The organism is Pseudomonas thivervalensis (genome assembly GCF_001269655.1).
Taxonomy (GTDB): domain Bacteria; phylum Pseudomonadota; class Gammaproteobacteria; order Pseudomonadales; family Pseudomonadaceae; genus Aquipseudomonas; species Aquipseudomonas thivervalensis.
On sequence record NZ_LHVE01000020.1, the window covers coordinates 1 to 25,615 of the forward strand.

Here is a 25,615-nt window from a genome sequence, read left to right on the forward strand (position 1 = left end):
CTACCGCTCGACTTGCATGTGTTAGGCCTGCCGCCAGCGTTCAATCTGAGCCATGATCAAACTCTTCAGTTCAAACATCTTTGGGTTTTGAGAAAACCCTAAACTTGGCTCAGCAATCGTTGGTTACATCTTTGATTTCTCGCGGAGTAACTTGTGATGCTGATAATCTGTTGACTAGCAGTCTGACTCCACAAGCACCCACACGAATTGCTTGATTCAGTTGTTAAAGAGCGGTTGGCTGAGTCTTTCGTCTCAACCGAGGCGCGCATTCTACAGCACCCCGTGTATCTGTCAAGCGGTTATTTTAAGAAGTTTTCAAAGTTTCCTTTGCAACTTCAACCACTTGCGCTTCCGATCTCTCGTTAGCGGGAGGCGAATTCTACAGCGTTACTCGCTGCTGTCAACACCTCTTTTTCACCGCTTTCGACCGAGAAGATCGAACCGCCAATAGAGCCAAACAACACCGCTCTACCTGCTCCTTCCAAGCTTCGATGAACTGAAGCCCAACCCCTTCGAAACCTACTTAACTCATTGAATCTCAAGGAGTTTTCCGTTTCGACTGCGCCGGAAGTGGGGCGAATTATAGACTTCCAGAATCTGCCGTCAACACCTATTTTCAGCTTTACGCAGACATCAGCGTAATACGTGCAAAAGCCTTCTTACCGGCCTGGCACACATGAGTAGAACCCAGCTTATATATATAGGCGCGATCCACGACCACACCATCTATACGCACACCGCCCGAACCCAGGAGATCCCGAGCCACCGCCGCATTCTTGACCAGGCCCGCCTTATTAAGGACCGCCGCAATTGGCATATCCTCGGCAGCAACCAGCTCGATCTCTGGCAGATCATCCGGCAGCTCGCCATCTTTCATGCGATTACCCGCCGCACGATGGGCATTGGCCGCAGCCTCCTCACCATGGAAACGCGCAACGATCTCTTCGGCCAGCTTGATCTTGATATCTCGCGGATTGGCCCCCGCCTCTACATCGGCACGGAACGCATTGATTTCATCCATGGACCGGAAGCTCAACAGCTCGAAATAACGCCACATCAGCACATCAGGAATGGAGACCAGTTTGCTGTACATGACGCCCGGCGCTTCCTGGATGCCTACGTAGTTACCCAGCGATTTGGACATCTTCTTCACGCCATCCAACCCCTCCAGCAACGGCATGGTCAGGATGCACTGCGCCTCTTGACCATAACCACGCTGCAGCTCACGCCCCATCAACAGGTTGAACTTCTGGTCGGTACCACCAAGCTCAACGTCCGCGCGCAGCGCGACCGAGTCATAGCCCTGCACAAGCGGATAGAGGAATTCATGAATGGCGATTGGCTGGTTGGTTGTATAGCGCTTGTCGAAATCATCGCGCTCGAGCATGCGAGCCACGGTGTATTGGGATGTCAGGCGAATGAAATCCGCCGGCCCCATCTGATCCATCCAAGTGGAATTGAAAGCCACTTCAGTCTTGGCCGGATCAAGAATCTTGAAAACCTGAGTCTTGTAGGTCTCGGCGTTATCGAGCACCTGCTCACGGGTCAGCGGTGGCCGCGTAGCACTCTTGCCGCTTGGATCACCGATCATCCCGGTGAAGTCACCTATAAGGAAGATGACCTGATGCCCCAGATCCTGAAACTGGCGCAGCTTATTAATAAGCACGGTATGCCCCAGGTGCAAGTCGGGCGCCGTCGGGTCGAAACCAGCCTTGATGCGCAGCGGCTGCCCACGCTTGAGCTTTTCGATCAGCTCGGACTCGACCAACAGTTCTTCCGCACCACGTTTGATCAGCGCTAGCTGCTCTTCAACCGACTTCATAACAGACCCGTAAGGCTCAGATTCAAAGGGCCCCAACCATACAAGATCGCGCACCAAATACAAGGTTTGCCAGGCGCAAGGACGCCAATCCACAGAACAGAGCGTTCGCGGGCTTGCTTCGCAGGGGTTTTGGTTATATTTTATACAGTTATTTCATCTTCATCATGTCATTCATCTTTTCCAATTCATTTTTTCAAAAGCCAAAATTACTTATGACCACAGAACCGTCTAAAGCGCCGCCGCTTTACCCAAAGACCCACCTGCTTGCCGCCAGTGGCATCGCAGCCCTCCTTAGCCTGGCGCTCCTGGTGTTTCCCTCCAGCGATGTTGAAGCCAAAAAGACGACTCTGAGTCTTGAACTGGAAAGCCCTGCTGAACAACTGACACAAGAACAAGACGCCGCCGAAGCCGTTCAAGCCACAAACGAACCGGCCGCTTCTCCGTTTGCACAGATTGAAAACAGCCCGGAAGACACTGCCCAGGCCGCCGTTCAGGTGGAAGCGCCTGTTGCAGAAGAAAAGAAAGGACCGGACCATCGCGAAGTGATTGTCGCCAAGGGCGACACGCTTTCCACCCTCTTCGAAAAGGTCGGTCTGCCCTCGACTTCGGTCCATGAAATCCTGGCCAGCGACAAACAAGCCAAGCAATTCACCCAGTTGCAGCGCGGCCAGAAACTCGAATTCGAACTCAATCCAGACGGCCAGTTGACCAATCTGCACACCAAACTGAGCGACCTGGAAAGCATCACCCTGACCAAAAATGACAAGGGTTATGTATTCAACCGAATCACCGCCAAGCCTACCGTTCGCTCGGCCTACGTCCATGGCATCATCAACAGCTCGTTGTCTCAGTCAGCTGCGCGCGCTGGCCTTTCCCATAGCCTGACCATGGATATGGCCAGCGTCTTCGGCTATGACATCGACTTCGCCCAGGACATTCGCCAGGGTGACGAATTCGACGTCATCTACGAGCAGAAAGTGGTCAATGGCAAGAGCGTAGGCAACGGCCCGATTCTCTCCGCGCGCTTCACCAACCGCGGCAAGACGTACACAGCGGTGCGCTACACCAACAAGCAAGGCAATAGCAGCTACTACACCGCCGACGGCAATAGCATGCGCAAGGCATTCATCCGTACACCGGTTGATTTCGCCCGTATCAGCTCGAAGTTCTCCGCCGGTCGCAAGCATCCGATCCTGAACAAGATTCGCGCCCACAAAGGTGTCGACTACGCCGCCCCTCGTGGTACGCCAATCAAGGCCGCCGGCGACGGCAAGGTGTTGCTGGCCGGACGTCGCGGCGGTTATGGCAACACCGTGATCATCCAGCACGGCAACACTTACCGCACGCTGTATGGCCACATGCAGGGCTTCGCCAAAGGTGTGAAGACTGGCGGCACCGTCAAGCAAGGCCAGGTGATCGGATACATCGGCACTACCGGCCTGTCCACCGGCCCGCACTTGCACTATGAATTCCAGGTCAACGGCGTCCACGTCGATCCACTTGGCCAGAAATTGCCGATGGCCGATCCGATCGCCAAGGGCGAGCGCGCGCGCTTCCTGGCTCAAAGCCAACCCTTGATGGCTCGCATGGATCAAGAGAAAGCCACCATGCTGGCCTCGAGCAAGCGCTAAGCCATGGCGCTCTATATCGGTGTGATGTCCGGGACCAGCCTGGATGGCTTGGATATCGCACTGATCGAACTGGCCCCGGCGATCAAATTGATCGCCACGCACTACATCCCCATGCCCGTCGCTCTGCGCGCCGAATTGCTCGGATTGTGCAGCAGCGGGCCCGATGAGATCGCCCGCTCCGCCATTGCCCAACAAAGCTGGGTAAAACTGGCCGCACAGGGTATCCATGCCCTGCTCAACGAGCAGAAACTCAAGCCTGAAGACATCACCGCAGTTGGCAGCCACGGCCAGACCATTCGCCACGAACCGGCCCGTGGATTTACTGTGCAAATCGGTAATCCGGCACTGTTGAGCGAATTGACCGGGATCACCGTCGTCAGCGATTTCCGCAGCCGCGATGTCGCCGCTGGCGGGCAAGGCGCCCCACTGGTCCCGGCGTTTCACGAAGCATTGTTCGAAGCACGAGCCGGTCATCGTGCCGTGCTGAATGTCGGTGGCTTCAGCAATCTCAGCCTGATAGAGCCCGCAAAACCTGTCGCCGGTTTCGACTGCGGCCCAGGCAACGTATTGCTCGATGCCTGGATTCATCAACAACGCGGCGAGCATTTCGACCGCGACGGCCAATGGGCCGCCAGCGGAGAAGTCGAGCCAGTCTTGCTCAAGGCACTGCTCAGCGACCCCTTCTTCGTCACCAAGGGTCCGAAAAGTACCGGTCGTGAAGTATTCAACCTGCCATGGCTGAGCCAGCATTTGTCGCAGTTGCCAGCTTTCGCCCCGGAAAACGTCCAGGCGACGTTACTCGAACTGACCGCCCTAACCATCGTCGAATCACTTCAATATGCCCAGCCGAATACTCAGGAGTTGCTGGTCTGCGGCGGCGGCGCGCACAACCAGGCGTTCATGAAGCGCCTGGCCGAATTGCTGCCAGAGGCCACCGTCAGCAGCACGGCGGCATATGGAGTGGATCCGGACTGGGTAGAAGCCATGGCGTTCGCCTGGCTCGCCCATTGCTGCCTTGAAGGTATTCCAGGTAACCGCCCAAGTGTCACGGGCGCCCGTGGCCTGCGCGTACTCGGCGCCATCTACCCGGCCTGAATCCAATAATCACGGACAAAAAAACGCCGCAGGGCCCAAGGCACTGCGGCGTTTTTTTTATACTGAAGCCTTCAGATCGAGAACGAAGAGCCGCACCCACAGGTCGTGGTGGCGTTAGGATTCTTGATCACGAAACGCGAGCCTTCCAGACCTTCCTGATAATCCACCTCGGCACCTGCCAGGTACTGGAAGCTCATCGGGTCGACCACCAGGCTGACACCTTCGCGCTCGACAATGGTGTCGTCTTCGGCCACTTCTTCATCGAAAGTGAAGCCGTACTGGAAACCGGAACAACCGCCGCCCGTAACAAATACGCGCAGCTTCAAACGATCATTGCCCTCTTCATCGACCAGGCTCTTCACCTTGTGCGCGGCACCGTGGGTGAATTGCAAAGCCGTGGGGGTGAAGGTTTCGACGCTCATGCTGAATATCTCCCGGCGCTTACGCCGCCATAATGCGTGATGGCGGGCATTATCCGCTTCTCCTAGAAAATTGGTCAACTATTTACAAGAGCAGCGGCAAGCTACAAGCCTCAAGCTTGTCGCTGTTGTTAAGGCAACATCCCTGCATGGGACAGCCCCAGGCGCTCATCCAGCCCGAACAGGATGTTCAGGTTCTGCACTGCCTGACCGGACGCGCCCTTGACCAGGTTGTCGATGACCGACAACACCACCACCAGATCACCGTCCTGCGGACGATGCACGGCGATCCGGCAAACGTTCGCACCGCGCACGCTGCGGGTTTCCGGATGACTGCCAGCCGGCATCACGTCGACGAACGGTTCGTTGGCATAACGTTTTTCAAACAGCGCCTGCAGATCCACCGAACGATCGACGACAGTCGCATACAGGGTGGAATGGATACCACGAATCATCGGGGTCAGGTGCGGCACGAAGGTAAGACCGACGTCCTTGCCCGCTGCCCGGCGCAACCCCTGGCGAATTTCCGGCAGGTGGCGATGCCCCTTGACCGCGTACGCCTTCATGCTCTCCGACGTCTCGGAATACAGCGAGCCGACACTGGCGCCACGCCCGGCACCGCTGACACCGGATTTGCAGTCGGCAATCAGGCGCGAAGCATCGGCAAGACCGGCTTCAAGCAGCGGCAGGAACCCCAGCTGTGTCGCCGTCGGATAGCAACCCGGCACGGCGATCAGTCGTGCCTGCTTGATTTGCTCGCGATTGACTTCCGGCAAGCCGTAGACCGCCTCCTCGAGCAACTCTGGCGCACCGTGGGGCTGGCCGTACCATTTGGCCCACTCATCGGCGTCCTGCAGGCGGAAGTCCGCCGACAGGTCGATGACCTTGGTCCCGGCGGCCAGCAGTTCGCCGGCCAGGGCGTGGGCGACACCGTGGGGCGTGGCGAAGAACACCACATCGCAGGCGCCGAGGGTCTTGACGTCCGGAACGCTGAACGCCAGGCCGTCGTAATGGCCTCGCAGGTTCGGATACATGTCGGCGACGGCCAGGCCGGCCTCGGATCGGGAGGTAATGACCACCACCTCAGCCTGCGGATGCTGCGCCAGCAGACGCAGCAGTTCGACACCGGTGTAACCCGTGCCGCCGACGATACCGACCTTGACCATAAACCTGCCCTCAACGAACCCACTGGAAAGCCGTCGATGATAGGGGCCGCAGGGCGTGGCGACAACCGTCAAGGTGACGTGTGGCCGCTCCAACCTCTACTATCGGGCTACCGTGAATTTCTGGAATAACTAAAAATGCTCTATCTGTGGCTCAAAGCACTTCACATTGTCAGCATGGTTTGCTGGTTCGCCGGCCTGTTCTACCTGCCCCGCCTGTTTGTCTATCACGCCCAAAGCGAGGACAGCGTCAGCAAAGAACGTTTCAGCGTCATGGAGCGCAAGTTGTACCGCGGCATCATGGGCCCGGCGATGATTGCCACCCTGGTATTCGGTATCTGGCTACTCAGCCTCAACGCCAGCGCCTACTTCACCCAGGGAGGCTGGATGCACGCCAAGTTGACCCTGGTCGTGCTGCTGATCGGCTACCACCATATGTGCGGCGCTCAGGTGAAGCGCTTCGCCCGTGGCGAAAACACCCGCAGCCATGTCTTTTATCGCTGGTTCAATGAGGTGCCGGTTCTGATATTGCTGGCTATCGTAATTCTGGTCGTCGTCCGACCGTTCTAATCTCCAATCAGCCTTCATTATCCGGGGTACTTCCAATGTCGTTGCCCGCTCTGCTTGAACAGCGCTTGCGCCTGCCCGTCGTGGCGGCCCCCATGTTCCTGATTTCCAACCCACAACTGGTGCTGGCCTGCTGCCGCAATGGCATCGTCGGCAGCTTTCCAGCATTGAACCAGCGTGAAAGCAGCGGCTTCAAGGCCTGGCTGGAAGAAATCGAAGCAGGCCTGGCGACCTTGGAAAACCCGGCGCCCTACGCGGTAAACCTGATCGTCCATCACAGCAACCCACGGCTTCAAGCCGACCTGGCCATCTGCATCGAGCATAAGGTGCCGATTGTCATCACCAGCCTGGGCGCGGTGAAGGAGCTGGTGGACGCGGTTCATGGCTACGGCGGCCTGGTGTTCCATGACGTAACCACCCGGCGTCATGCCGAGAAAGCCGCCGAAGCCGGCGTCGATGGCTTGATCGCCGTAGCCGCTGGCGCAGGCGGGCACGCCGGGACCTGGAGCCCGTTTTCACTGATTGCCGAGATCCGCCAGTTTTTCGATAAGACCCTGCTACTTGCAGGATGCCTGAACCACGGTCATCAGATCCTGGCCGCACAATTGCTCGGCGCGGACCTGGCCTATTTTGGTACGCGCTTTATCGGTACAAACGAAAGCCACGCACCTGACGCTTATAAAGAGATGTTGCTCACATCCAGAGCCGCAGACATCGTGCATACTCCCGCTGTATCCGGAGTGCCGGCCAGTTTCATGCGCCAGAGCCTGGAGAACGCCGGTTTCGATCTCGCCGCCCTGCAGAACAGAGGCGAGGTGGATTTTGGCTCGAAACTCAAACCACTGAACGATGAAGCCAAGGCCTGGAAAACCGTATGGTCCGCTGGCCAGGGCGTGGGTGAAATCGATGATTTGCCCAGCGTCGATCAGTTGGTGGCGCGCCTGGATGAAGAATACCGCCAGGCACAAGCCCGGGCGGCGCAGCTTGGCGGGCAATGGCCACGCTGAACCAGCCCCAACAAAACAACTACTTAACTTACAGAGACAAGGATGCCGGGCATGAGCGAAACCCGTTTCAACATCGTGTTCGACGGCGGCCTGATGCCGGGCGTCGATACCACCACCGCCAAACTCAACCTCGCCGAGCTGTTCAAAAGCGATGTCAGCGCTATTGAACGGCTGTTCACCGGTCGTAAGGTCGCCCTTAAAAGCAACCTGTCCCAGAACGAGGCGCAGCAGTACCTGGAAGCGCTCAACAAAAGCGGAATCGATGCCAGGATCGAAGCCGAACCCACCGTTCAATTGAACCTTGGCGAAGTACAGGACGCGCCACGGCAACCGAGTGGACGCCACCCCGATTCGATCGTCGAGCCCGCCTCGCCCTACGCGCCTCCCCGCGCCGAAGTCGGTGAAGCGCTTGCCGAGTACAGCACCCTCAAGCCCTTCAGCTTCGAAGGGCGTATCGGGCGCCTGCGCTACCTGGCCTGGACCATGGTGCTGACCCTGGCCCTACTGCCCTTGGTCGGCGTGGGCTTCTGGCTGGCCACGGCCTGGCTGCTGGCTTCCGACTCTATCGCGGGACTTATCGTCGGCGGTTTGCTCGCCGCAGTCGTCGTGCTTGCCTTTGCCTTCGTGAGCATCCAGTTCAACGTCCAGCGCCTGCATGATCTCGGCTGGTCGGGGTGGTTGTGGCTGATCAACCTCGTTCCCTTCGTGGGCAGCATCTTCCCGTTCATCCTCATCATCGCGCCGGGCAATACCGGCGCAAACCAGTACGGCCCGCCACCGCCGCGCAATACCACGGCGGTCAAGCTGTTGGCCTCGCTCTGGCTGGTGATGATCGTCTTGATTTTCCTGGCCACGTTCGCCGGTATCTTCGGCGCCCTCCAAGAGGACTACGACAGCAGCACCCTGAGCAGCTATGAAAGCAGCGAGTCCAGCAGCGAAACCGCTGAAGAGCCCGCCGCCGAGGCAGCCGAGCCCGCTCCGCCTTCTGTAGACTATGAAGAAGAGGAACAATAAGCGCGCTTCATGCCGGTGACAGCCCAGTCATCTGGCGGCGGGCTGTTGCGATGGAGAACTGCATGACCCGTTACGCTCTGATCACTGGCGCTTCCAGCGGCATTGGCCTGGCCATGGCCGAAGCGCTGGCCCGGCGCGGCCGCAACCTGATACTGGTGGCTCGACAACGTGATCGGCTGGAAAGTATTGCAATCGAACTGACTCAGCGGTTTGGCGTGGAAGTATTGTTCCGGGCTTGCGACTTGGGCGAACCGCTGAGGCTTTCGGGCTTTTTGCTGGAACTGGAGGAAGGTGAACGGCAGATCGACCTGCTGGTCAATTGTGCTGGCATTGGCACCAGCGGGCCGTTCCTGGGCCAGGACTGGATGACCGAGCAGGACCTGATCGAAGTCAACATCCTCGCCCTGACACGGCTTTGTCACGCCATCGGCAACAGCATGGCGCTGCTTGGCGGCGGCCAGATCCTCAACGTTGCCTCGATCGCCGCGTTCCAGCCCGGCCCCTGGATGAGCACCTACCACGCCAGTAAGGCCTATGTGCTGCACTTCTCCGAAGCCCTGCGGGTTGAGCTGAAGAAATGCGCGATCAAGGTCTCGGTGCTTTGTCCTGGTCCGACCCGAACCGGTTTTTTCTCCGCGGCGCAGATGGACGAACAGAAACTCATCGACCGCAAGTCGCTGATGAGCCCGGAAGAAGTTGCCCTGTATGCCGTGCGTGCACTGGACAAGAACCGCGCCATCATCATTCCCGGACGCCGCAACCGCTGGCTGGCCACACTGCCGCGGTTGGGGTCGCGATGGCTGGTCCGGACCATCGCCGGCATGGTCAACAAGGCTTACTGCCCGCGCTGACGTCCCAAGCCGAACAACCAAGGCGCCTCAACCGAGGCCTTCAAGACACTCGACCTCAACGAACCCAACGGAGAAAACAGCTGTGGATACTCTGTTTACCAAGATCATCAACCGGGAAATCCCGGCGAAGATCATTTACGAGGATGACCAGGTACTGGCCTTCCACGACATCGCCCCACAGGCGCCCGTGCATTTTCTGGTCATTCCGAAGAAACCGATTCGCACACTCAATGACCTGACCGAAGAAGACAAAGGCCTGGCCGGGCACATTCTGTTCACTGCCCAGCGCCTGGCGCTGGAGTTGGGTTGTGACGAAGGTTTTCGCGTAGTGATGAATTGCAATGAACTGGGCGGGCAGACGGTCTATCACATTCATATGCATGTGTTGGGTCAGCGCCAGATGAACTGGCCGCCGGGCTGATACCCCTGACCCAACGCAAATCTTCGGCGGCCGATTGGGTTAAACTGGCCGCTGTGATTTTTCCCGGAGGTAAGCATGACTACCCAACGTCACTACTCGCCGATTGACCGCCTGTTGCTGCAAGCCGATACCGCGATGCGCACCCTGCTGCCCTTCAGTGGCCAGCCGTACCGTCCATCACCGGCCATCGTGCAACCGGACGCGCAACTGAGTGACGAGCAAACCCGCCACGTTGCCGGATTGATGCGTATCAACCACACCGGCGAAGTCTGTGCCCAGGCGCTGTATCAGGGCCAGGCGCTGACCGCGAAACTGCCCCAGGTGCGTGAGGCAATGGAGCACGCCGCCGAGGAAGAAGTCGATCACTTGGTTTGGTGCGAACAACGCATTCGCCAACTGGGCAGCCATACCAGTGTCCTCAACCCACTGTTCTATGGGATGTCATTCGGGATCGGCGCCGTCGCCGGGCTGATCAGCGACAAAGTCAGCCTCGGCTTCGTTGCCGCGACCGAACATCAAGTTTGCAAGCACCTGAATGAACATCTGGAGCAACTGCCGGCCGAGGATGAAAAGTCCCGGGCAATCCTTGAGCAGATGCGCGTGGATGAAGAACACCATGCCGAAAGTGCGCTTGACGCCGGTGGCTTCCGTTTCCCGGCCCCGGTGAAGTTCGGCATGAGCCTGCTGGCCAAGGTCATGACCAAGAGCACTTATCGGATTTGATGGCGATTGGGGACTGGTTCTCCCCTCCTCATCGACCCGCCCATAAAAAAGGCGACTTCCAGCGGAAGTCGCCTTTTCTTTACCCGGAATCTCAATACGGCAAGATTCGACTCAACCCAACTCGATGATTTCATAATCGTGGGTGATTTCGACCCCGGCGGCGCCGAGCATGATCGACGCCGAGCAGTATTTCTCGGCGGACAGCTCAATAGCGCGTTTGACCTGGGCTTCCTTCAAGGCGCGCCCCTTCACCACGAAGTGCATGTGGATCTTGGTAAAGACCTTTGGGTCCTCGGTGGCACGCTCCGCTTCCAGGAACGCTTCACAGCTTTCAACGGCCTGGCGGGACTTCTTGAGAATGCTGACCACGTCGAAGTTGCTGCAACCGCCTACGCCCAGCAGGAGCATTTCCATCGGCCGAACACCCAGGTTCCGGCCACCAGCCTCTGGCGGGCCGTCCATGACGACCACATGACCACTGCCTGATTCACCGAGGAACATGGCTTCGCCAGCCCATTGGATGCGTGCCTTCATCGCCAAGACTCCACTGTTAAAAAAGGGTCGCCAGCTTAGCACAGCACTTCGCCATGCCCGCTCTCTGTCTTAGGAAACCCGTCCTGTCAGCCTGTAGGTAAATTCTCGAATCTATTAAGGACGCCTCTGTTAAGCTGGCGCCAAATCGCTGGCGTATGGCCAGCTTTTAGCGATAGCTATTCGCCTCCATAAAAAAACCAAACCACTACACCGCGCAGTCTTTCGGGATACAACCATGGTTGCCATTACTCCCACGTTCAAGATCAAAAATCTCGACAAACTCTTGATGCATTGTCAGCGTCGCCGCTATCCAGCCAAACACAACATCATTTGTGCAGGGGATCGTTCCGAGACGCTGTTTTTCATCATCAAGGGCTCGGTCACTATCCTGATAGAAGATGATGACGGTCGGGAAATGATCATCGCCTACCTCAACTCCGGAGATTTCTTCGGCGAGCTGGGGTTGTTCGAACAGGCGGGCAAGGAACAGGAACGCAGCGCCTGGGTGCGGACCAAGATTGAATGTGAAGTTGCGGAAATCAGCTACACCAAATTTCGAGAGCTGTCCCTGCAAGACCCGGACATTCTTTACGTCCTCAGCGGACAAATCGCACAACGCCTGCGCAATACCACTCGCAAGGTCGGCGATCTCGCGTTTTTCGACGTCACCGGACGTGTCGCACGTTGCCTGCTGGAACTGTGCAAACAGCCCGACGCCATGACCCACCCGGACGGCATGCAGATCAAAGTGACCCGCCAAGAGATTGGCCGGATTGTCGGTTGCTCGCGTGAAATGGTCGGCCGCGTACTCAAGGACCTGGAAGAACGCAACCTGGTCAGCGTCAAAGGCAAGACCATGGTGGTATTCGGAACGCGTTAAGCCCCCAGCAGTTGGGCCAGCAGTTCCCGGTACAGCGCCGCGAGTCGCTCCAGTGCGTGAGGCGCTGGGAATTTTTCATGCAAGGCGATGTGGCTCTCGGCACGCACTCGTTGTTCCAGGCCACACGCTTCATTGAAGCGATTGACCGCCGCGACCATGGATCCGCGCTCGTTCTCCAGCAACAGCGCGCCATGAACCAGGCCTACCGGACGTTGACCACCCTTGCTCTGGCGCCAGCGCTGAGCGGTGCCGACCATTTTCCGACCGTCGAGGTTGACGTTGAAGCGCCCGTCACAGAAAGCCCCTTCCACTTCTCCCAGCGAAGCCACCCCGCCCAATTCATCCAACAACTGGCAGATGGGGTCGCACAGCCGGCGGTATCCGGTTTCGATGCGGCCGTGATCGCCTTCGCTGCGCGGTGGCGCGTAGACCAGGGCGATATTGACGGTAGCGGCCGACTGCGGCACCGGCTCACCGCCGGTTTCGCGCAGCAGCACTGGCCAGCCATGGGTAGCCGACACTTCACAGGCGTGTTCGAAGCCTGGCAGCCGACTCAAGCGGCGCGGCATGACCAGCGCACGATCATTGGGCTGCCAGAACAGCAGGCCGAACTCGGCGTCCCCCCCGCAGACGTTGGCCAACAGGTCCTGTTCGGCTTGCAGGCCAGCTTCGACGGTCAGGGAAATCACAGGCGACATGGGTCAGTCCAGCGTCGAGCCGCTCACCGGCAGGCCTCGTTCAGGAAAGAACAGTCGCTGCAATTCCGTACCCGGGTTCTCGGCCCGCATGAACGCCTCGCCCACCAGGAACGAGTACACATCACTGACCTCCATCAACTCGACGTCGGCGCGGTTGAGGATGCCGCTTTCGGTGATGACCAGGCGATCACGCGGAATGCGTGGCAACAGGTCCAGGGTGGTTTCCAGGCTCACTTCAAAGGTGTGCAGGTTGCGGTTGTTAACGCCGACCAGTTTGGTATCGAGGGTTTTCAGGGCTCGCTCCAACTCGTCGCCATCGTGGACTTCCACCAGGACATCCAGCCCGACGCCTTTGGCAACGGCCGCCAGCTCGGCCATTTTCACGTCGTCCAGGGCGGACACGATCAACAGCACGCAATCGGCGCCCAGCGCTCGAGCCTCGACGATCTGGTATGGGTCGATCATGAAATCCTTGCGGATCACCGGCAACTTGCACGCCGCCCGCGCCTGCTTCAGGTATTCATCGGCCCCCTGGAAAAAGTCGACGTCGGTCAACACCGAGAGGCAGGTCGCGCCGCCTTTCTCGTAGCTGCGAGCAATGTCGGCCGGAACGAAGTGTTCACGAATCACGCCCTTGCTAGGGGAAGCCTTCTTGATTTCGGCAATTACCGCCGGCTGTTTTTTCTTGGCCTGATCGATCAGTGCCTGGGCAAAACCGCGTGGCGCATCCGCTGAACGCGCCAGGTTCTCCAGCTCGGCCAGACTGACGCGCGCGCGGCGCTCAGCCACTTCCTGGGCCTTGCGAGCCAGAATGTTTTCCAGAACCGTTGGCACGCTCATCCTTCGTTCTCCACTTTGAATACGGCGGTAAATGCACCCAACTCTTCGAGTTTTTCCCTGGCCAGGCCGGTGTGCAGTGCATCATGGGCCAGTTCCACGCCTTGCTTGAGGCTGCTGGCGTGGTCGGCGGCGTACAACGCGGCACCGGCATTGAGCACGATCATCTCAGCGGCTTTCTGGCCATTCTCGGTCTTGCGACGCCCCAAGGCATCGCGGATCAACTCCAGCGACTGGGCCGGGCCATCGACCGCCAGGCCGTGCAAGCTCTGGCTTTTCATTCCGAGGTCTTCAGGTTCGACCCAATACTCGCTGATCTGATCATTTTTTAGTTCGGCCACGAATGTCGGCGCCGCCAGGCTGAATTCATCCAGGCCATCCTTCGAGTGGACCACCAGCACGTGCTTGCTGCCCAGGCGCTGCAGGACTTCGGCCAACGGCCGGCACAACGCCTGGCTGAACACCCCCACCACCTGATGCTTCACGCCGGCCGGATTCGTAAGCGGGCCGAGCATGTTGAACAACGTACGCAGCCCCAGGTCACGGCGCGGCGCGGCGGCGTGCTTCATGGCACTGTGGTGGGTCTGGGCAAACATGAAACCAATGCCAACATTGTCGATGCAGCGCGCCACTTGAATCGGCGTCAGGTTCAGGTAGATGCCGGCGGCCTCCAGCAGATCGGCACTGCCGCTCTTGCCGGAGACCGCGCGGTTGCCGTGCTTGGCAACGGTGCAACCGGCCGCCGCCACGACAAACGACGAGGCGGTGGATACGTTGAAGATATTGGCGCCGTCACCACCGGTGCCGACCACATCAACCACGCCGTCGAGGGTCTTGAGTTCGACCTTGTCCGCCAGCTCACGCATCGCCGACACGGCACCGACGATCTCATCGATGCTCTCGCTTTTCATGCGCATGGCCATCATGAACGCGCCGATCTGCGCATCCGTGCATTGGCCGGTCATGATTTCGCGCATCACGTCGCGCATCTCGTCGGTGCTCAGGTCGAGATGGCCGACGATACGGCTCAGGGCTGTCTTGATATCCATGAAAAGTCCTTAGCGCGTGCCGCCGGTTTGTTTGAGGAAGTTGGCGAACAGCTCGTGGCCCTGTTCGGTGAGAATAGACTCGGGATGGAATTGCACACCCTCGATGTTCAACGTCTTGTGGCGCAGCCCCATGATTTCATCGACGGAGCCGTCTTCCAGCTGGGTCCAGGCCGTCAACTCCAGGCAGTCAGGCAGCGTTTCGCGCTTGACGATCAAGGAGTGGTAGCGGGTGACAGTGAGCGGACGATTCAGTCCCGCGAACACGCCCTTGTCCTCGTGGAATACCGGGCTAGTCTTACCGTGCATGACTTGTCGGGCGCGCACGACATCGCCACCGAACGCCTGGCCGATCGACTGATGCCCCAGGCAGACGCCCAGGATTGGCAGCTTGCCAGCGAAGTACTTGATAGCGTCGATGGAAATGCCCGCTTCGGTCGGCGTGCACGGGCCAGGCGAAACCACGATGCGCTCAGGCTTGAGGGCTTCGATTTCGGCGATGGTCAGTTCGTCGTTGCGCACGACCTTGACCTCGGAGCCCAGCTCGCCGAGGTATTGCACAACGTTGTAGGTAAAAGAGTCGTAGTTATCGATCATCAGCAACATGGCGTAAGCAACCTATTGAATTCACTGACTTTAAACACAGCCTTCAGAGAGTGACCCGCACGCTGCTGCGCTTGGCGAGGCGATTGATGCCCCGGCGAAGCGGTTCTACAGCGGGTAAAGAAGGCAAATCGGTACAGGTCCGGCGAGGCCGGCGGAGATTGTTCAGGCGCGCCAACGCCAACGGGCGTGTGCCTTGATCATTTGATCCAGAAGTTTGCTGACAATCGACACAGGGGAAGTCTCGTTCATACGTCCCGGCACAGTAGCTTAGCTGGGCGGAGCACGCAATATGACCGATCCCGAAGGGCTTTGAAACAATCGCGACGTTCCGGATAGATGGCAAAACGCCGGAAGTTTTTGGTACTGTCGTTTCGTTTTCTAACAACAATAAGATAAAAACGGACTTTCCCATGATAAAGAAGACGCTGTTCGTACCGATTGCCAGCTGCCTGCTGGCGATGGCCTGCACCCAGGCGAGCGCCGGCCCCAACCCGTACTCCAAGTTCATCGTATTCGGCGACAGCCTCAACGACGCCGGCCAGTTCGCCGACCCGAACGGCCCGCCCGGTTCGACCGAGCGCTATACCAACCGAACCGGTCCGATCTACACCGACGGCAGCGGCGAAGCCTATTCGGCCAACTCCACCCAATTGCTTGGTGGGCGCCTGGGCTATTCCGCCGACGAGACTGCTGCCTCCACTTCGGCGGTACGCGCCAACGAGGGGCTGGCTGACGGCAACAACTGGGCAGTGGGCGGTTATCGTACCGACCAGATCCTCGAATCGATTACCGGCGTATCCGACACCGGCGAGCGCAGCCGTCCTGGCTACTTGCAATCCAACGGTCTGCGCGCCGATCCAAATGCGCTGTATTACCTTTCCGGTGGTGGTAACGACTTCCTTCAAGGCCGGGTATTGAACACCGCGCAAGCGAACGCCGCCGCCGACCGGCTGGCCGACAGCGTCCAGGTGCTGCAAACGGCCGGTGCCCGCTATGTGATGGTCTGGCTGTTGCCCGACCTGGGCCTGACCCCGGCCCTCAACGGCGGCCCCTTGCAGGACACCTTTTCGCAACTGGGCAACCAGTTCAACCAGCAGTTGATCACGCGACTGCAAGGCATCGACGCCGAGATCATTCCGCTGAACATTCCTCTTTTGCTGAAGGAAAGTTTCGCCGACCCGGCAAGGTTCGGCCTCGCCACTGGCGAGAACCTCACCGCGACCTGCTTCAGTGGCAATGGCTGTACGGAAAACGCCACCTATGGCATCAACAGTGCCACGCCGGATCCCACCAAGCTGATCTACAACGACGCGGTTCACCCCACCGAAACCGGACAGAAACTGATCGCCGACTACGCCTTTTCCCTACTCGCGGCGCCATGGGAACTGACGTTGCTGCCGGAAATGGCCCACTCGACGCTGCGTGCACACCAGGATGAACTGCGCAGCCAATGGCAATCGGACTGGGAGGACTGGCAGGCGGTCGGCCAATGGCGAGCCATCGTCGCCGGTGGCGGCCAACATCTGGACATGGACAGCCAAGACAGCGGCGCCAGCGCCGACGGCAGTGGCTACAGCCTCAACGTGGGCGGCAGCTATCGCCTCAACGAAGCTTGGCGCGTGGGTGTCGCCGCCGGTTTCTATCGCCAGGACATGGACGCTGGCGATAACGATTCGACGTACAAGCTCAACAGCTACCTGGCCACCGCTTTCGCCCAGTTCCAGCAAAACCGCTGGTGGGCCGATGCGGCGCTGACCGGTGGCAAGCTCGATTACGACAACCTGGAACGCAAGTTCGACCTGGGCGTCAACGAAGCGCAGGAGAAAGGCGACACGGATGGCCATCTATGGGCATTCAGCACGCGGGTGGGCTACGACATCGCCCAGCCGGGCAGTGAATGGCACCTCTCGCCGTTTGTCAGCGCTGATTATGCGAAGGTCGAAGTGGATGGCTACTCGGAAAAGAGCAACCGCTCCACGGCCCTGACCTTCGATGACCAGACCCGCGACTCGAAACGCCTGGGCATTGGCTTGCAGGGCAAATACAACATCACCCGCCAGACCCAGGTGTTTGGTGAATATGCCCACGAACGCGAGTACGAAGACGACACGCAAAAGGTCAACATCGCCCTCAACAGCCTGCCGGCCAATGACTTCACGCTGGAAGGCTACACGCCACAAAGCCACCTGAATCGCCTGAGCCTGGGGGTCAGCCACAAGTTGACCCAGGACCTGGCGCTGCGGGGCGGTTATACGTTGCGCAAGGATGACGACATGACCCAGCAAGGGGTGAGCCTGGGGGTCAGCCTGGACTTCTGATTGTGTAATCCCTGTGGGAGGGAGTTGCCTGAAGGACCTGTGGCGAGGGAGCTTGCTCCCGCTCGACTGCGCAGCAGTCGCATCAATGTGATGGGCCCGCTTCGCAGGCCAGCGGGAGCAAGCTCCCTCGCCACAGTTGTTGTTGCAGGTTTCAGTCGTTCGAGGTCTGCTCGGCCAGCGCCACGGCGCGGAACATGGCCCGGCGCTTGTTCAGGGTTTCTTCCCATTCCAATGCCGGCACCGAGTCGGCGACGATGCCGCCGCCGGCCTGCACGTGCAGTTCGCCGTTCTTGATGACCGCGGTGCGAATGGCAATGGCGGTATCCATGTTGCCGTTCCAGGCGAAATAACCCACCGCTCCGCCGTATACCCCACGCTTGACAGGCTCCAGTTCGTCGATGATTTCCATCGCCCGGATCTTCGGCGCGCCGGACAAGGTGCCCGCCGGCAGGATCGCCCGCAAGGCGTCCATGGCTGTCAGCCCGGCTTTCAACTCACCGGTGACGTTGGAGACGATGTGCATCACGTTGGAATAGCGCTCGATGACCATCTTCTCGGTGAGTTTCACCGAACCGATTTCCGAGACCCGCCCGGTGTCATTGCGCCCCAGGTCGATCAACATCAGGTGCTCGGCGATTTCCTTGTCATCCGACAGCAGGTCCTCTTCCAGCGCCCGGTCAGCCTCCTCCGTGGCGCCGCGGGGGCGAGTGCCGGCGATCGGCCGCACGGTGATCAGGTTGTCTTCGACCCGCACCAGCACTTCCGGCGAACTGCCCACGACATGAAAGTCACCGAAGTTGAAGAAGTACATGTAGGGCGTCGGGTTAAAGCAGCGCAGCGCCCGGTAGAGATCGATGGGCGCGGCCTTGAAGTCGATGGACATCCGTTGCGACGGCACCACTTGCATGCAGTCGCCGGCGAGGATGTATTCCTTGATGGTATCGACGGCCCGTTCGTAGTCGTCCTGGGTGAAGCTGGAACGGAACACCGGGTCGGCCGCCGACTGCTTGCTGAAATCCAGGCCGGGACGCGGCGTGATCGGCTGACGGAGTTTTTCCAACAGCGCCTGCAGGCTTTTCTGACCTTGCTCGTAGGCATCTTCCCGGGACGGGTCGGCCAGAACGATGGCGTGCATCTTGCCAGCGAGGTTATCGAAGACCACCACCGCGTCGGAGACCATCAGCAAGATGTCCGGCACGCCCAGCGGATCGGGGTTCGGACAGCTGCCCAGGCGTTTTTCCACGTAGCGCACGCAGTCGTAGCCAAAATACCCCACCAAGCCACCGTTGAAGCGCGGCAGCCCGGCGACGGTCGGCACGTTATAGCGAGCCTTGAAGGTTTCAACGAAGGCCAGCGGATCTTCGACGTCAAGGCTTTCGATTTCGACGCCGTCGTGGGTCACGCTGACGCGATGGTCATGGACCCGCAGCACCGTGCGGCACGGCAGGCCGATGATGGAATAACGACCCCACTTTTCCCCGCCCTGCACCGACTCGAGCAGGTAGGAGTTGGGTTGGTCGGCGAGTTTGAGATAGATCGACAGCGGTGTGTCGAAGTCGGCCAGGGTTTCGCAGGCAAGGGGGATGCGGTTGTAGCCGGCAGCGGCTAGACGCAGGAATTCTTCACGGATCATGGGATGCCTCGTGGCAAGAGGAGCTGACAGTCAGGTATGCAAACGCGCCGGATAACCGGCCAGGATCATGTCAGGTGCGCCAACGCCAGCGGGCCAAGGCCTTCATGACTTTCATCCAGAGTTTGCGAGTGACCACCACGATGGCGTTTCCAGAAGAGGATTGAACAGCGTCGGGCAACGTTATCTCAGCGGCCGGGTCCAGGCAACCGGGAATTAACAGGCGCAAATCGTCGATCACCAGCGTCGGAAACTCTTCGGCGATGGGCCGGCCGTGGTTGTAGCCGTAACTCAGCGCCACACATTTGACCCCTGCCGCCTTGGCCGCCAGCACATCGCTGCGCGAGTCGCCGACAAACAAGGATTGGGAAGCCGGGATGTTGGCCATTTTCATCACGAAGAACAGCGCGGCCGGGTCAGGTTTTTTCTGCGGCAAGGTATCGCCACCGATGATCCAGCGAAAATAGCGGCCGATTTTCATCTGGTCCAGCAGCGGCGCCACAAAGCGTTCCGGCTTGTTGGTGATCAGGGCCATTTCCACGCCCTGCTTTTTCAGCCATTTGAGCGTCGAACGCACGCCAGGATAGACCACCGTCAGTTGGTGGTTGTCTTCATAGGCGTCGTTGAACAACGCCAGCGCCTGCTCGGCCTCGGCATCATCGACGCCCTGGGCATCGATGTCGTTGGCCAGCGCCCGGCGCACCAGCATGGGCGCACCGTTGCCCACCCAGTGGCGCACCGCGTCGATGCCGGCGGGCGGGCGTCCGAGCTTGAGCAGCATCGTGTCCACGGCCGCTGCAAGGTCCGGGACCGAATCGACCAATGTGCCATCGAGGTCGAACATCACCAGACGCGGCAAGCTGCCGGGGAACAACTGCTCGAAGCCGCTCATGGGCGCGCCAGGGCCAGTTCGGCGCGCATTTTTGCGATCACCTCTTGGTAGTCGGGTGCGTTGAAGATCGCAGAGCCGGCGACAAAGGTGTCGGCGCCGGCCGCAGCGATTTCACGGATATTGTTCACGTTCACGCCACCGTCGATTTCCAGGCGGATGTCACGGCCCGAGGCGTCGATCAGCGCACGGGCTTCGCGCAGCTTGTCGAGGGTGCCGGGGATGAACTTCTGCCCGCCGAAGCCAGGGTTGACGCTCATCAGCAGGATCATGTCGACCTTGTCCATCACGTATTTGAGCACGTCCAAGGGCGTCGCCGGGTTGAACACCAGGCCGGCCTTGCAACCGCCTTCGCGGATCAACTGCAGGGAGCGGTCGATGTGCAGGGTGGCTTCAGGGTGGAAGGTGATGTAGGTCGCGCCGGCCTCGATGAAGTCACCGACGATGCGGTCCACCGGGCTGACCATCAGGTGCGCGTCGATCGGCGCGGTGACGCCGTACTTGCGCAGCGCCGCGCAGACCATCGGGCCGATGGTCAGGTTGGGCACGTAGTGGTTGTCCATGACATCGAAGTGCACGATGTCGGCCCCGGCGGCCAGAACGTTGTCCACTTCCTCGCCCAGGCGGGCGAAGTCGGCGGAGAGAATCGACGGAGCAATAGCGAAGGGCTGCATGACGCACCTGTTTTGAGCGAAATCACGATGGCGCGCATTGTATACCTCAAGATTTGGCGCGCCCACCGTGACAGTCGATCAATACGCCGCGCGGTAGATCTTCTCGATATCGGCGGCGCTCAGTTGGCGCGGATTGTTGCGCATCAGGCGCTCGATCCCCGCGGCTTCCAGCGCCATGGAAGGGATCACGTCCTCGGTCACCCCCAGGCCACTCAGGCCCCTGGGAATCTGCACGGCCGCACACAACGCAACCATCGCCTCCACAGCTTCGTCGGCCGCTTCAAGATCACTCAGGTGAGCGGTCTTGATGCCCATGGCCTCGGCGATGTCACGCATGCGCTCGACGCAGGCCATCTTGTTCCACGTCATGACATACGGCAGCAACATGGCATTGGCGACGCCATGGGACACGTGAAAGCGCCCGCCCAACGGATAGGCCAGCGCATGCACCGCCCCGACCCCGGCATTGCCGAAGGCCATGCCGGCCATCAGGCTGGCCGTGGCCATGTCCTCACGGGCTTGCAGGTGCGCGGGGTTGGCATAGGCTTTGGGCAGCGCGCGGGTAATCAGTTTGATTGCGCCAATGGCCAGGGCATCGGTGATCGGCGAAGCATTGAGCGACAGGTAGGCCTCGATGGCGTGCGCCAGCGCATCGACACCACTGGCAGCCGTAACGCCGCGCGGGCAGGTGAGGGTCATCTGCGGGCTGACCAGCGCCACGTCCGGCAACAGGTAATCGCTGACGATGCCTTTTTTCAGTTGCGCGGCCTTGTCGGAGAGGATCGCCACATTGGTGACCTCCGACCCGGTACCCGCCGTGGTGGGGATGGCAATCATCGGCGGGCCTTTGCGCGGCACCTGATCGACACCGAACATGTCCTGCAGCTCGCCGTGGTAGCCGGCATAGACGCCCACGCACTTGGCGATGTCGATGGCACTGCCGCCGCCCAGGCCGATCAGGCCATCATGACCACCGTCGCGGTAGGCTTGCATGCAGTCCTCGACGATGGCGATTTCCGGGTCCGGCATGACCCGGTCGAAAATCTCGTAGTCGCGACCGCCCAGGTGTTGCAGGGCCAGCTCCACGGTGCCGGACTTGACCAGCGCCGCATCGGTCACGATCAGCGGATTATCGACGTCCAGACGCGTCAACTCGGCGGCCAGTTGCTCGATGGCAGCGGCACCGGTGATCAGTTTATGGGCGATCTTGAATGAGGAAAGACTCATGTGCGCGGCCTCTTATTCGAGTATGGGCTGGCACAAGGATAGCTCGGTATTGGGGGTTGTCTGCGATTCACCTTGTGAATACACCTCAGCCCCCCTGTGGAAGCGAGCTTGCTCGCGATAGCGGTCTGTCAGTCGACATCGATGCCAGATGTTCTGGCGCTATTGCGAGCAAGCTCGCTCCCACATTGGTGGCACTGGCCTCAGACTTGGGCAGTCCGCAGCTTCTCGCTACGCCCACGCAGCCACTCCAGGGTCAGCAACAGGACCACCGAGAAGGCGATCAGCAGCGTCGCCGCCGCCGCGATGGTGGGGCTGAGGTTTTCGCGGATGCCACTGAACATCTGCCGTGGCAGGGTTGCCTGTTCAGGGCCAGCGAGGAACAGCGTCACCACCACTTCATCGAACGATGTCGCAAAGGCGAACAGTGCGCCAGAGATCACGCCCGGGGCGATCAACGGCAGGGTCACGCGGCGAAACGCCGTCAGTGGCGAAGCCCCGAGGCTGGCGGCGGCGCGGACCAGGTTGTGGTTGAACCCCTGCAAGGTCGCCGACACGGTGATGATGACGAACGGCACGCCCAACACGGCGTGGACCACGATCAGCGAGAAGAAACTGTTGCCCATCCCCAGCGGGGCGAAGAACAGGTAACTGGCAACGCCGATGATCACCACCGGCACCACCATGGGCGAAATCACCAGGGCCATCACCAGGGCCTTGCCCGGGAAGTCCCCCCGGGTCAGACCGATGGCCGCGAGCGTACCGAAGATCATCGCCAGCACCGTCGCCGCCGGGGCCACGATGATGCTGTTCTTCAGCGCCCGCATCCATTCGGCCGAGGCGAAGAAATCGTGGTACCACTGCAGCGAGAAGCCTTGCAGCGGGTACACCAGGAAACTGCCGGAATTGAACGACAGTGGAATGATCACCAGCACCGGCAGGATCAGGAACAACAGGATCAATCCGCAGAGTATGCGCAGACTGTAGAACCACACCCGCTCGATGGGGGACATGTAAGGACTCACCATTTTCGATCTCCCCTTAGCTCAGGCGCAGGCGACTGGCGCCCACCAGCCAGCTGTAAATCAGATAAAGCACGATGGTCGCCAGCAACAGCAGCCCGCCGAGCGCCGTGGCCATGCCCCAGTTGATGCTGGTGTTGGTGTAGAACGCGACGAAGTAGCTGACCATCTGGTCGTTCGGGCTGCCCAGCAGCGCCGGCGTGATGTAGTAGCCGATGGCAAGGATGAACACCAACAGGCAGCCGGCGCCGACACCGGCATAAGTCTGCGGGAAGTACACCCGCCAGAAACTGGCAAACGGGTGGCAGCCCAGGGAAATCGCCGCCCGCATGTAAGTCGGCGAGATGCCTTTCATCACGCTGTAGATCGGCAGGATCATGAACGGCAACAGGATATGGACCATGGAGATGTACACACCGGTGCGGTTGAACACCAGCTCCAGGGGCTTATCGATGACGCCCATGGCCATCAGCGCGCTGTTGATCAAGCCGCCCGATTGCAGCAGCACGATCCACGCCGCGACCCGCACCAGGATCGAGGTCCAGAACGGCAGCAGCACCAGGATCATCAACAGGTTGCTCTGGCGCGATGGCAGGTTCGCCAGCAGGTAGGCCAGCGGATAGGCCAGCACCAGGCAGATCGCGGTAATCACCAGGCCCATCCAGAAGGTACGGGCGAAGATGTCGAGGTAGATCGACTGGTCAGGGGTGGCCGTGGCCAGTTCGCCGAGGTCATCGATGCGGTGATCGACGGCCGCCAGCAGGTAATACGGGGTGACGTTACTGGTGTTGCGGCGGATCACCTGCCAGTACGCCGGGTCGCCCCAACGCTCATCGAGGTTTTCCATGGCTTCTTTATACGAGGCCGGCTCGGTGGCAAACGGCAACGCCCGAGCAGTCTTGGTCAGCAGGCTGCGATAGCCGGCCAGTTCCATGTTCAGGCGCTTGGACAAGTCGCCCAGGGTCTGATTCTTGCGGGCTTCGGCCAGGTCTTCGCTGGCAGCCTTGTACACCGGCTCGCCCGGCAGACCGCGTCCGTCCCAGGCCGCGACGGCAGCGACAGTGCGCGGCATGGCGCCCACCACTTCCGGGTTGCTGACGCTTTTGAACAGCAGCGCCACGATTGGCACCAGGAACACCAGCAACAGAAACAGCACCAGCGGCGCGATCAAGGCCTGGGCCTTCCAGCGGTTGACCCGCTCGGCACGCTTGAGCCGTTGCTTGAGGGTGGGGCTGGTGCCCGCGTTCAGTGGAACGGCGATGGCCATGGCGAACTCCGCAAATCTTTTTATCGTTACAGGGGCGGCGGGCCGCCTCTGTTCTTTTGAAACCGCAACCTGTGGGAGCGAGTCATCGTGGCGAGCGAGCTTGCTCGCGCTGGGCTGCGAAGCGGCCCCAAAATTTTGTCGGCAACGCCAATTTTGTGAGTGCTGCGCACTCAAGCGGGAGCAAGCTCCCTCGCCACAAAAGCCCGTACACTCAGGGCGCTTGGATTACTTCGCAGCCCAGGAGTTGAAGCGCTGCTCCAGTTGCTCACCGTTATCAGCCCAGAAGCTGACGTCGATCTGCACTTGGTTGGCGATGTTTTCCGGGGTGGTCGGCATGTCTTTCAGGACATCCTTGGCCAGCAACGGCACAGCCTGGGTATTGGCCGGGCCGTAGGCGATGTTTTCCGAGTAGGTTTTCTGCTGCTGCGGTGCAACCGAGTAGGCAATGAACTTCTTCGCGGCTTCGGCGCGGGCCTTGTCCAAGCCGCGTGGGATGGCCCAGGCGTCGAAGTCGTAGATGCCGCCGTTCCACACCACTTTCAGGTTGCTTTCTTTCTGTACCGCGGCGATCCGGCCGTTGTACGCCGAGCTCATGACCACGTCACCGGATGCCAGGTATTGCGGCGGCTGGGCACCGGCTTCCCACCACTGGATGTTCGGCTTGAGTTCATCGAGCTTCTTGAAGGCGCGGTCCTGGCCGTCCTTGCCGGCCAGCACTTTATAGACGTCTTTCGGCGCTACGCCGTCGGCCATCAAGGCGAATTCCAAGGTGTACTTGGCGCCTTTGCGCAGGCCGCGCTTGCCTGGGAATTGCTTGGTGTCCCAGAAGTCCGCCCAACTGGTCGGCGCGGTCTTGAGCTTGTCGGCGTTGTAGGCCAGCACGGTCGACCACACGAAGAAACCTACGCCGCAAGGCTGGATGGCGCCCTTGACGTAATCTTCGGTCTTGCCGAACAGGGCCGGGTCCAGTTGCTCGAACATGTCTTCGTCACAACCACGGGACAATTCCGGGGACTCGACTTCCACCAGGTCCCAGGAAACGCTCTTGGTGTCGACCATGGCCTTGACCTTGGCCATTTCGCCGTTGTACTCGCCAGCCACGATCTTGCCGTTGCCAGCCGCTTCCCACGGTGCGTAGAAGGCTTTGACCTGAGCCGCCTTGTTCGCCCCGCCGAAAGACACCACGGTCAGGTCCGGGCCCGCCGCCATCGCGCTTGCCGCACCCATCATGCCCAGTGTCAGGGCTGTGAACTTCAGGGATCTCAACATTTATTGTT

Annotated in this window: 25 protein-coding genes and 1 rRNA gene; 10 read left to right on the forward strand and 16 right to left on the reverse strand. The window is 60.0% G+C overall.

What is annotated here, in order from left to right; all coding sequences use genetic code 11:
- Both AD659_RS30090 and tyrS read right to left on the reverse strand, forming a co-directional pair.
- A 16S ribosomal RNA gene (locus AD659_RS30090) occupies positions 1-72 on the reverse strand; the annotation flags it as partial.
- Positions 73-622: 550 nt separating this feature from the next.
- Positions 623-1,822 carry a tyrosine--tRNA ligase gene (gene tyrS / locus AD659_RS25015; RefSeq protein ID WP_053125876.1) on the reverse strand — a complete coding sequence of 400 codons (1,200 nt, stop codon included), beginning with the start codon at positions 1,820-1,822 and terminating at the stop codon, positions 623-625.
- A 212-nt stretch (positions 1,823-2,034) separates the two neighbouring features.
- Between tyrS and AD659_RS25020 the strand changes: the two genes are divergently transcribed.
- Both AD659_RS25020 and AD659_RS25025 read left to right on the forward strand, forming a co-directional pair.
- Positions 2,035-3,453 (forward strand): peptidoglycan DD-metalloendopeptidase family protein, encoded by a 1,419-nt coding sequence (locus tag AD659_RS25020; protein WP_053125878.1) that lies wholly within the window; start codon positions 2,035-2,037, stop codon positions 3,451-3,453.
- A 3-nt stretch (positions 3,454-3,456) separates the two neighbouring features.
- Entirely contained in the window at positions 3,457-4,548 is a 1,092-nt protein-coding gene (locus AD659_RS25025) for an anhydro-N-acetylmuramic acid kinase (RefSeq protein ID WP_053125880.1), read from the forward strand.
- A 71-nt stretch (positions 4,549-4,619) separates the two neighbouring features.
- Here AD659_RS25025 and erpA read toward each other — a convergent pair whose 3' ends face one another.
- Both erpA and argC read right to left on the reverse strand, forming a co-directional pair.
- Positions 4,620-4,970, reverse strand: a complete 351-nt coding sequence (gene erpA, locus AD659_RS25030; RefSeq protein ID WP_003177727.1) for an iron-sulfur cluster insertion protein ErpA — start codon at positions 4,968-4,970, stop codon at positions 4,620-4,622.
- Positions 4,971-5,098: 128 nt separating this feature from the next.
- Positions 5,099-6,133: an N-acetyl-gamma-glutamyl-phosphate reductase gene (gene argC, locus AD659_RS25035; protein WP_053125882.1), complete on the reverse strand. Its 1,035-nt coding sequence runs from the start codon at positions 6,131-6,133 to the stop codon at positions 5,099-5,101.
- Positions 6,134-6,268: 135 nt separating this feature from the next.
- On the opposite strand from argC, the gene hemJ reads away from it, so the two are divergent.
- From hemJ to coq7, 6 genes are all read left to right on the forward strand, one after another.
- A complete protein-coding gene (gene hemJ, locus AD659_RS25040; RefSeq protein WP_039590834.1) occupies positions 6,269-6,700 on the forward strand; it encodes a protoporphyrinogen oxidase HemJ in 432 nt (143 codons plus the stop codon).
- A 35-nt stretch (positions 6,701-6,735) separates the two neighbouring features.
- Positions 6,736-7,704 carry an NAD(P)H-dependent flavin oxidoreductase gene (locus AD659_RS25045; RefSeq protein ID WP_053125883.1) on the forward strand — a complete coding sequence of 323 codons (969 nt, stop codon included), beginning with the start codon at positions 6,736-6,738 and terminating at the stop codon, positions 7,702-7,704.
- 51 nt (positions 7,705-7,755) lie between these two features.
- Positions 7,756-8,718, forward strand: a complete 963-nt coding sequence (locus AD659_RS25050; protein WP_053125885.1) for a DUF805 domain-containing protein — start codon at positions 7,756-7,758, stop codon at positions 8,716-8,718.
- 62 nt (positions 8,719-8,780) lie between these two features.
- Positions 8,781-9,569, forward strand: coding sequence for an SDR family NAD(P)-dependent oxidoreductase (locus AD659_RS25055; protein ID WP_053125887.1), 789 nt, complete (start codon positions 8,781-8,783; stop codon positions 9,567-9,569).
- An 82-nt stretch (positions 9,570-9,651) separates the two neighbouring features.
- Positions 9,652-9,990 (forward strand): histidine triad nucleotide-binding protein, encoded by a 339-nt coding sequence (locus AD659_RS25060; RefSeq protein ID WP_053125889.1) that lies wholly within the window; start codon positions 9,652-9,654, stop codon positions 9,988-9,990.
- Positions 9,991-10,065: 75 nt separating this feature from the next.
- Positions 10,066-10,713 (forward strand): 2-polyprenyl-3-methyl-6-methoxy-1,4-benzoquinone monooxygenase, encoded by a 648-nt coding sequence (coq7, locus tag AD659_RS25065; RefSeq protein ID WP_053125891.1) that lies wholly within the window; start codon positions 10,066-10,068, stop codon positions 10,711-10,713.
- Positions 10,714-10,824: 111 nt separating this feature from the next.
- Here the strand turns inward: coq7 and AD659_RS25070 are convergent, their stop codons facing one another.
- On the reverse strand, positions 10,825-11,247 hold the full coding sequence (locus tag AD659_RS25070; protein WP_003206127.1) for an OsmC family protein: 423 nt from the start codon (positions 11,245-11,247) through the stop codon (positions 10,825-10,827).
- Between the two features lie 235 nt (positions 11,248-11,482).
- Here AD659_RS25070 and crp point away from each other — a divergent pair, with 235 nt between their 5' ends.
- Entirely contained in the window at positions 11,483-12,127 is a 645-nt protein-coding gene (crp, locus tag AD659_RS25075) for a cAMP-activated global transcriptional regulator CRP (RefSeq protein WP_053125892.1), read from the forward strand.
- Here the strand turns inward: crp and AD659_RS25080 are convergent.
- The 4 genes from AD659_RS25080 to AD659_RS25095 are packed head-to-tail and all read right to left on the reverse strand — an operon-like array spanning position 12,124 to position 15,314.
- The gene (locus tag AD659_RS25080; RefSeq protein WP_053125894.1) at positions 12,124-12,825 is read right to left on the reverse strand and encodes a lipoate--protein ligase family protein; all 702 of its coding nucleotides are present in this window, start codon (positions 12,823-12,825) and stop codon (positions 12,124-12,126) included. The genes crp and AD659_RS25080 overlap by 4 nt on opposite strands.
- Before the next feature lie 3 nt (positions 12,826-12,828).
- A complete protein-coding gene (trpC, locus tag AD659_RS25085) occupies positions 12,829-13,665 on the reverse strand; it encodes an indole-3-glycerol phosphate synthase TrpC (protein WP_053125895.1) in 837 nt (278 codons plus the stop codon).
- Positions 13,662-14,711 (reverse strand): anthranilate phosphoribosyltransferase, encoded by a 1,050-nt coding sequence (gene trpD / locus AD659_RS25090; RefSeq protein ID WP_053125896.1) that lies wholly within the window; start codon positions 14,709-14,711, stop codon positions 13,662-13,664. Before trpD ends, trpC begins: the two co-directional genes overlap by 4 nt.
- Before the next feature lie 9 nt (positions 14,712-14,720).
- Positions 14,721-15,314: an aminodeoxychorismate/anthranilate synthase component II gene (locus tag AD659_RS25095; protein WP_053125897.1), complete on the reverse strand. Its 594-nt coding sequence runs from the start codon at positions 15,312-15,314 to the stop codon at positions 14,721-14,723.
- 410 nt (positions 15,315-15,724) lie between these two features.
- On the opposite strand from AD659_RS25095, the gene estP reads away from it, so the two are divergent.
- Positions 15,725-17,632 carry an esterase EstP gene (estP, locus tag AD659_RS25100; protein ID WP_053125899.1) on the forward strand — a complete coding sequence of 636 codons (1,908 nt, stop codon included), beginning with the start codon at positions 15,725-15,727 and terminating at the stop codon, positions 17,630-17,632.
- 151 nt (positions 17,633-17,783) lie between these two features.
- Here estP and trpE read toward each other — a convergent pair whose 3' ends face one another.
- The 7 genes from trpE to AD659_RS25135 form a co-directional block, all read right to left on the reverse strand.
- Entirely contained in the window at positions 17,784-19,265 is a 1,482-nt protein-coding gene (trpE, locus tag AD659_RS25105; RefSeq protein WP_053125901.1) for an anthranilate synthase component I, read from the reverse strand.
- A 70-nt stretch (positions 19,266-19,335) separates the two neighbouring features.
- On the reverse strand, positions 19,336-20,154 hold the full coding sequence (locus AD659_RS25110) for a phosphoglycolate phosphatase (RefSeq protein ID WP_053125902.1): 819 nt from the start codon (positions 20,152-20,154) through the stop codon (positions 19,336-19,338).
- Positions 20,151-20,825: a ribulose-phosphate 3-epimerase gene (gene rpe, locus AD659_RS25115; protein ID WP_053125905.1), complete on the reverse strand. Its 675-nt coding sequence runs from the start codon at positions 20,823-20,825 to the stop codon at positions 20,151-20,153. Before rpe ends, AD659_RS25110 begins: the two co-directional genes overlap by 4 nt.
- Before the next feature lie 78 nt (positions 20,826-20,903).
- Entirely contained in the window at positions 20,904-22,052 is a 1,149-nt protein-coding gene (locus tag AD659_RS25120; RefSeq protein WP_053125908.1) for an iron-containing alcohol dehydrogenase, read from the reverse strand.
- 200 nt (positions 22,053-22,252) lie between these two features.
- Complete coding sequence (locus AD659_RS25125) at positions 22,253-23,077, reverse strand: ABC transporter permease (RefSeq protein WP_053125909.1); 825 nt, start codon at positions 23,075-23,077, stop codon at positions 22,253-22,255.
- A 13-nt stretch (positions 23,078-23,090) separates the two neighbouring features.
- A complete protein-coding gene (locus tag AD659_RS25130; RefSeq protein WP_053125911.1) occupies positions 23,091-24,338 on the reverse strand; it encodes an ABC transporter permease in 1,248 nt (415 codons plus the stop codon).
- A 225-nt stretch (positions 24,339-24,563) separates the two neighbouring features.
- The gene (locus AD659_RS25135) at positions 24,564-25,607 is read right to left on the reverse strand and encodes an ABC transporter substrate-binding protein (RefSeq protein ID WP_053125914.1); all 1,044 of its coding nucleotides are present in this window, start codon (positions 25,605-25,607) and stop codon (positions 24,564-24,566) included.
- Positions 25,608-25,615: the final 8 nt, after the last annotated feature.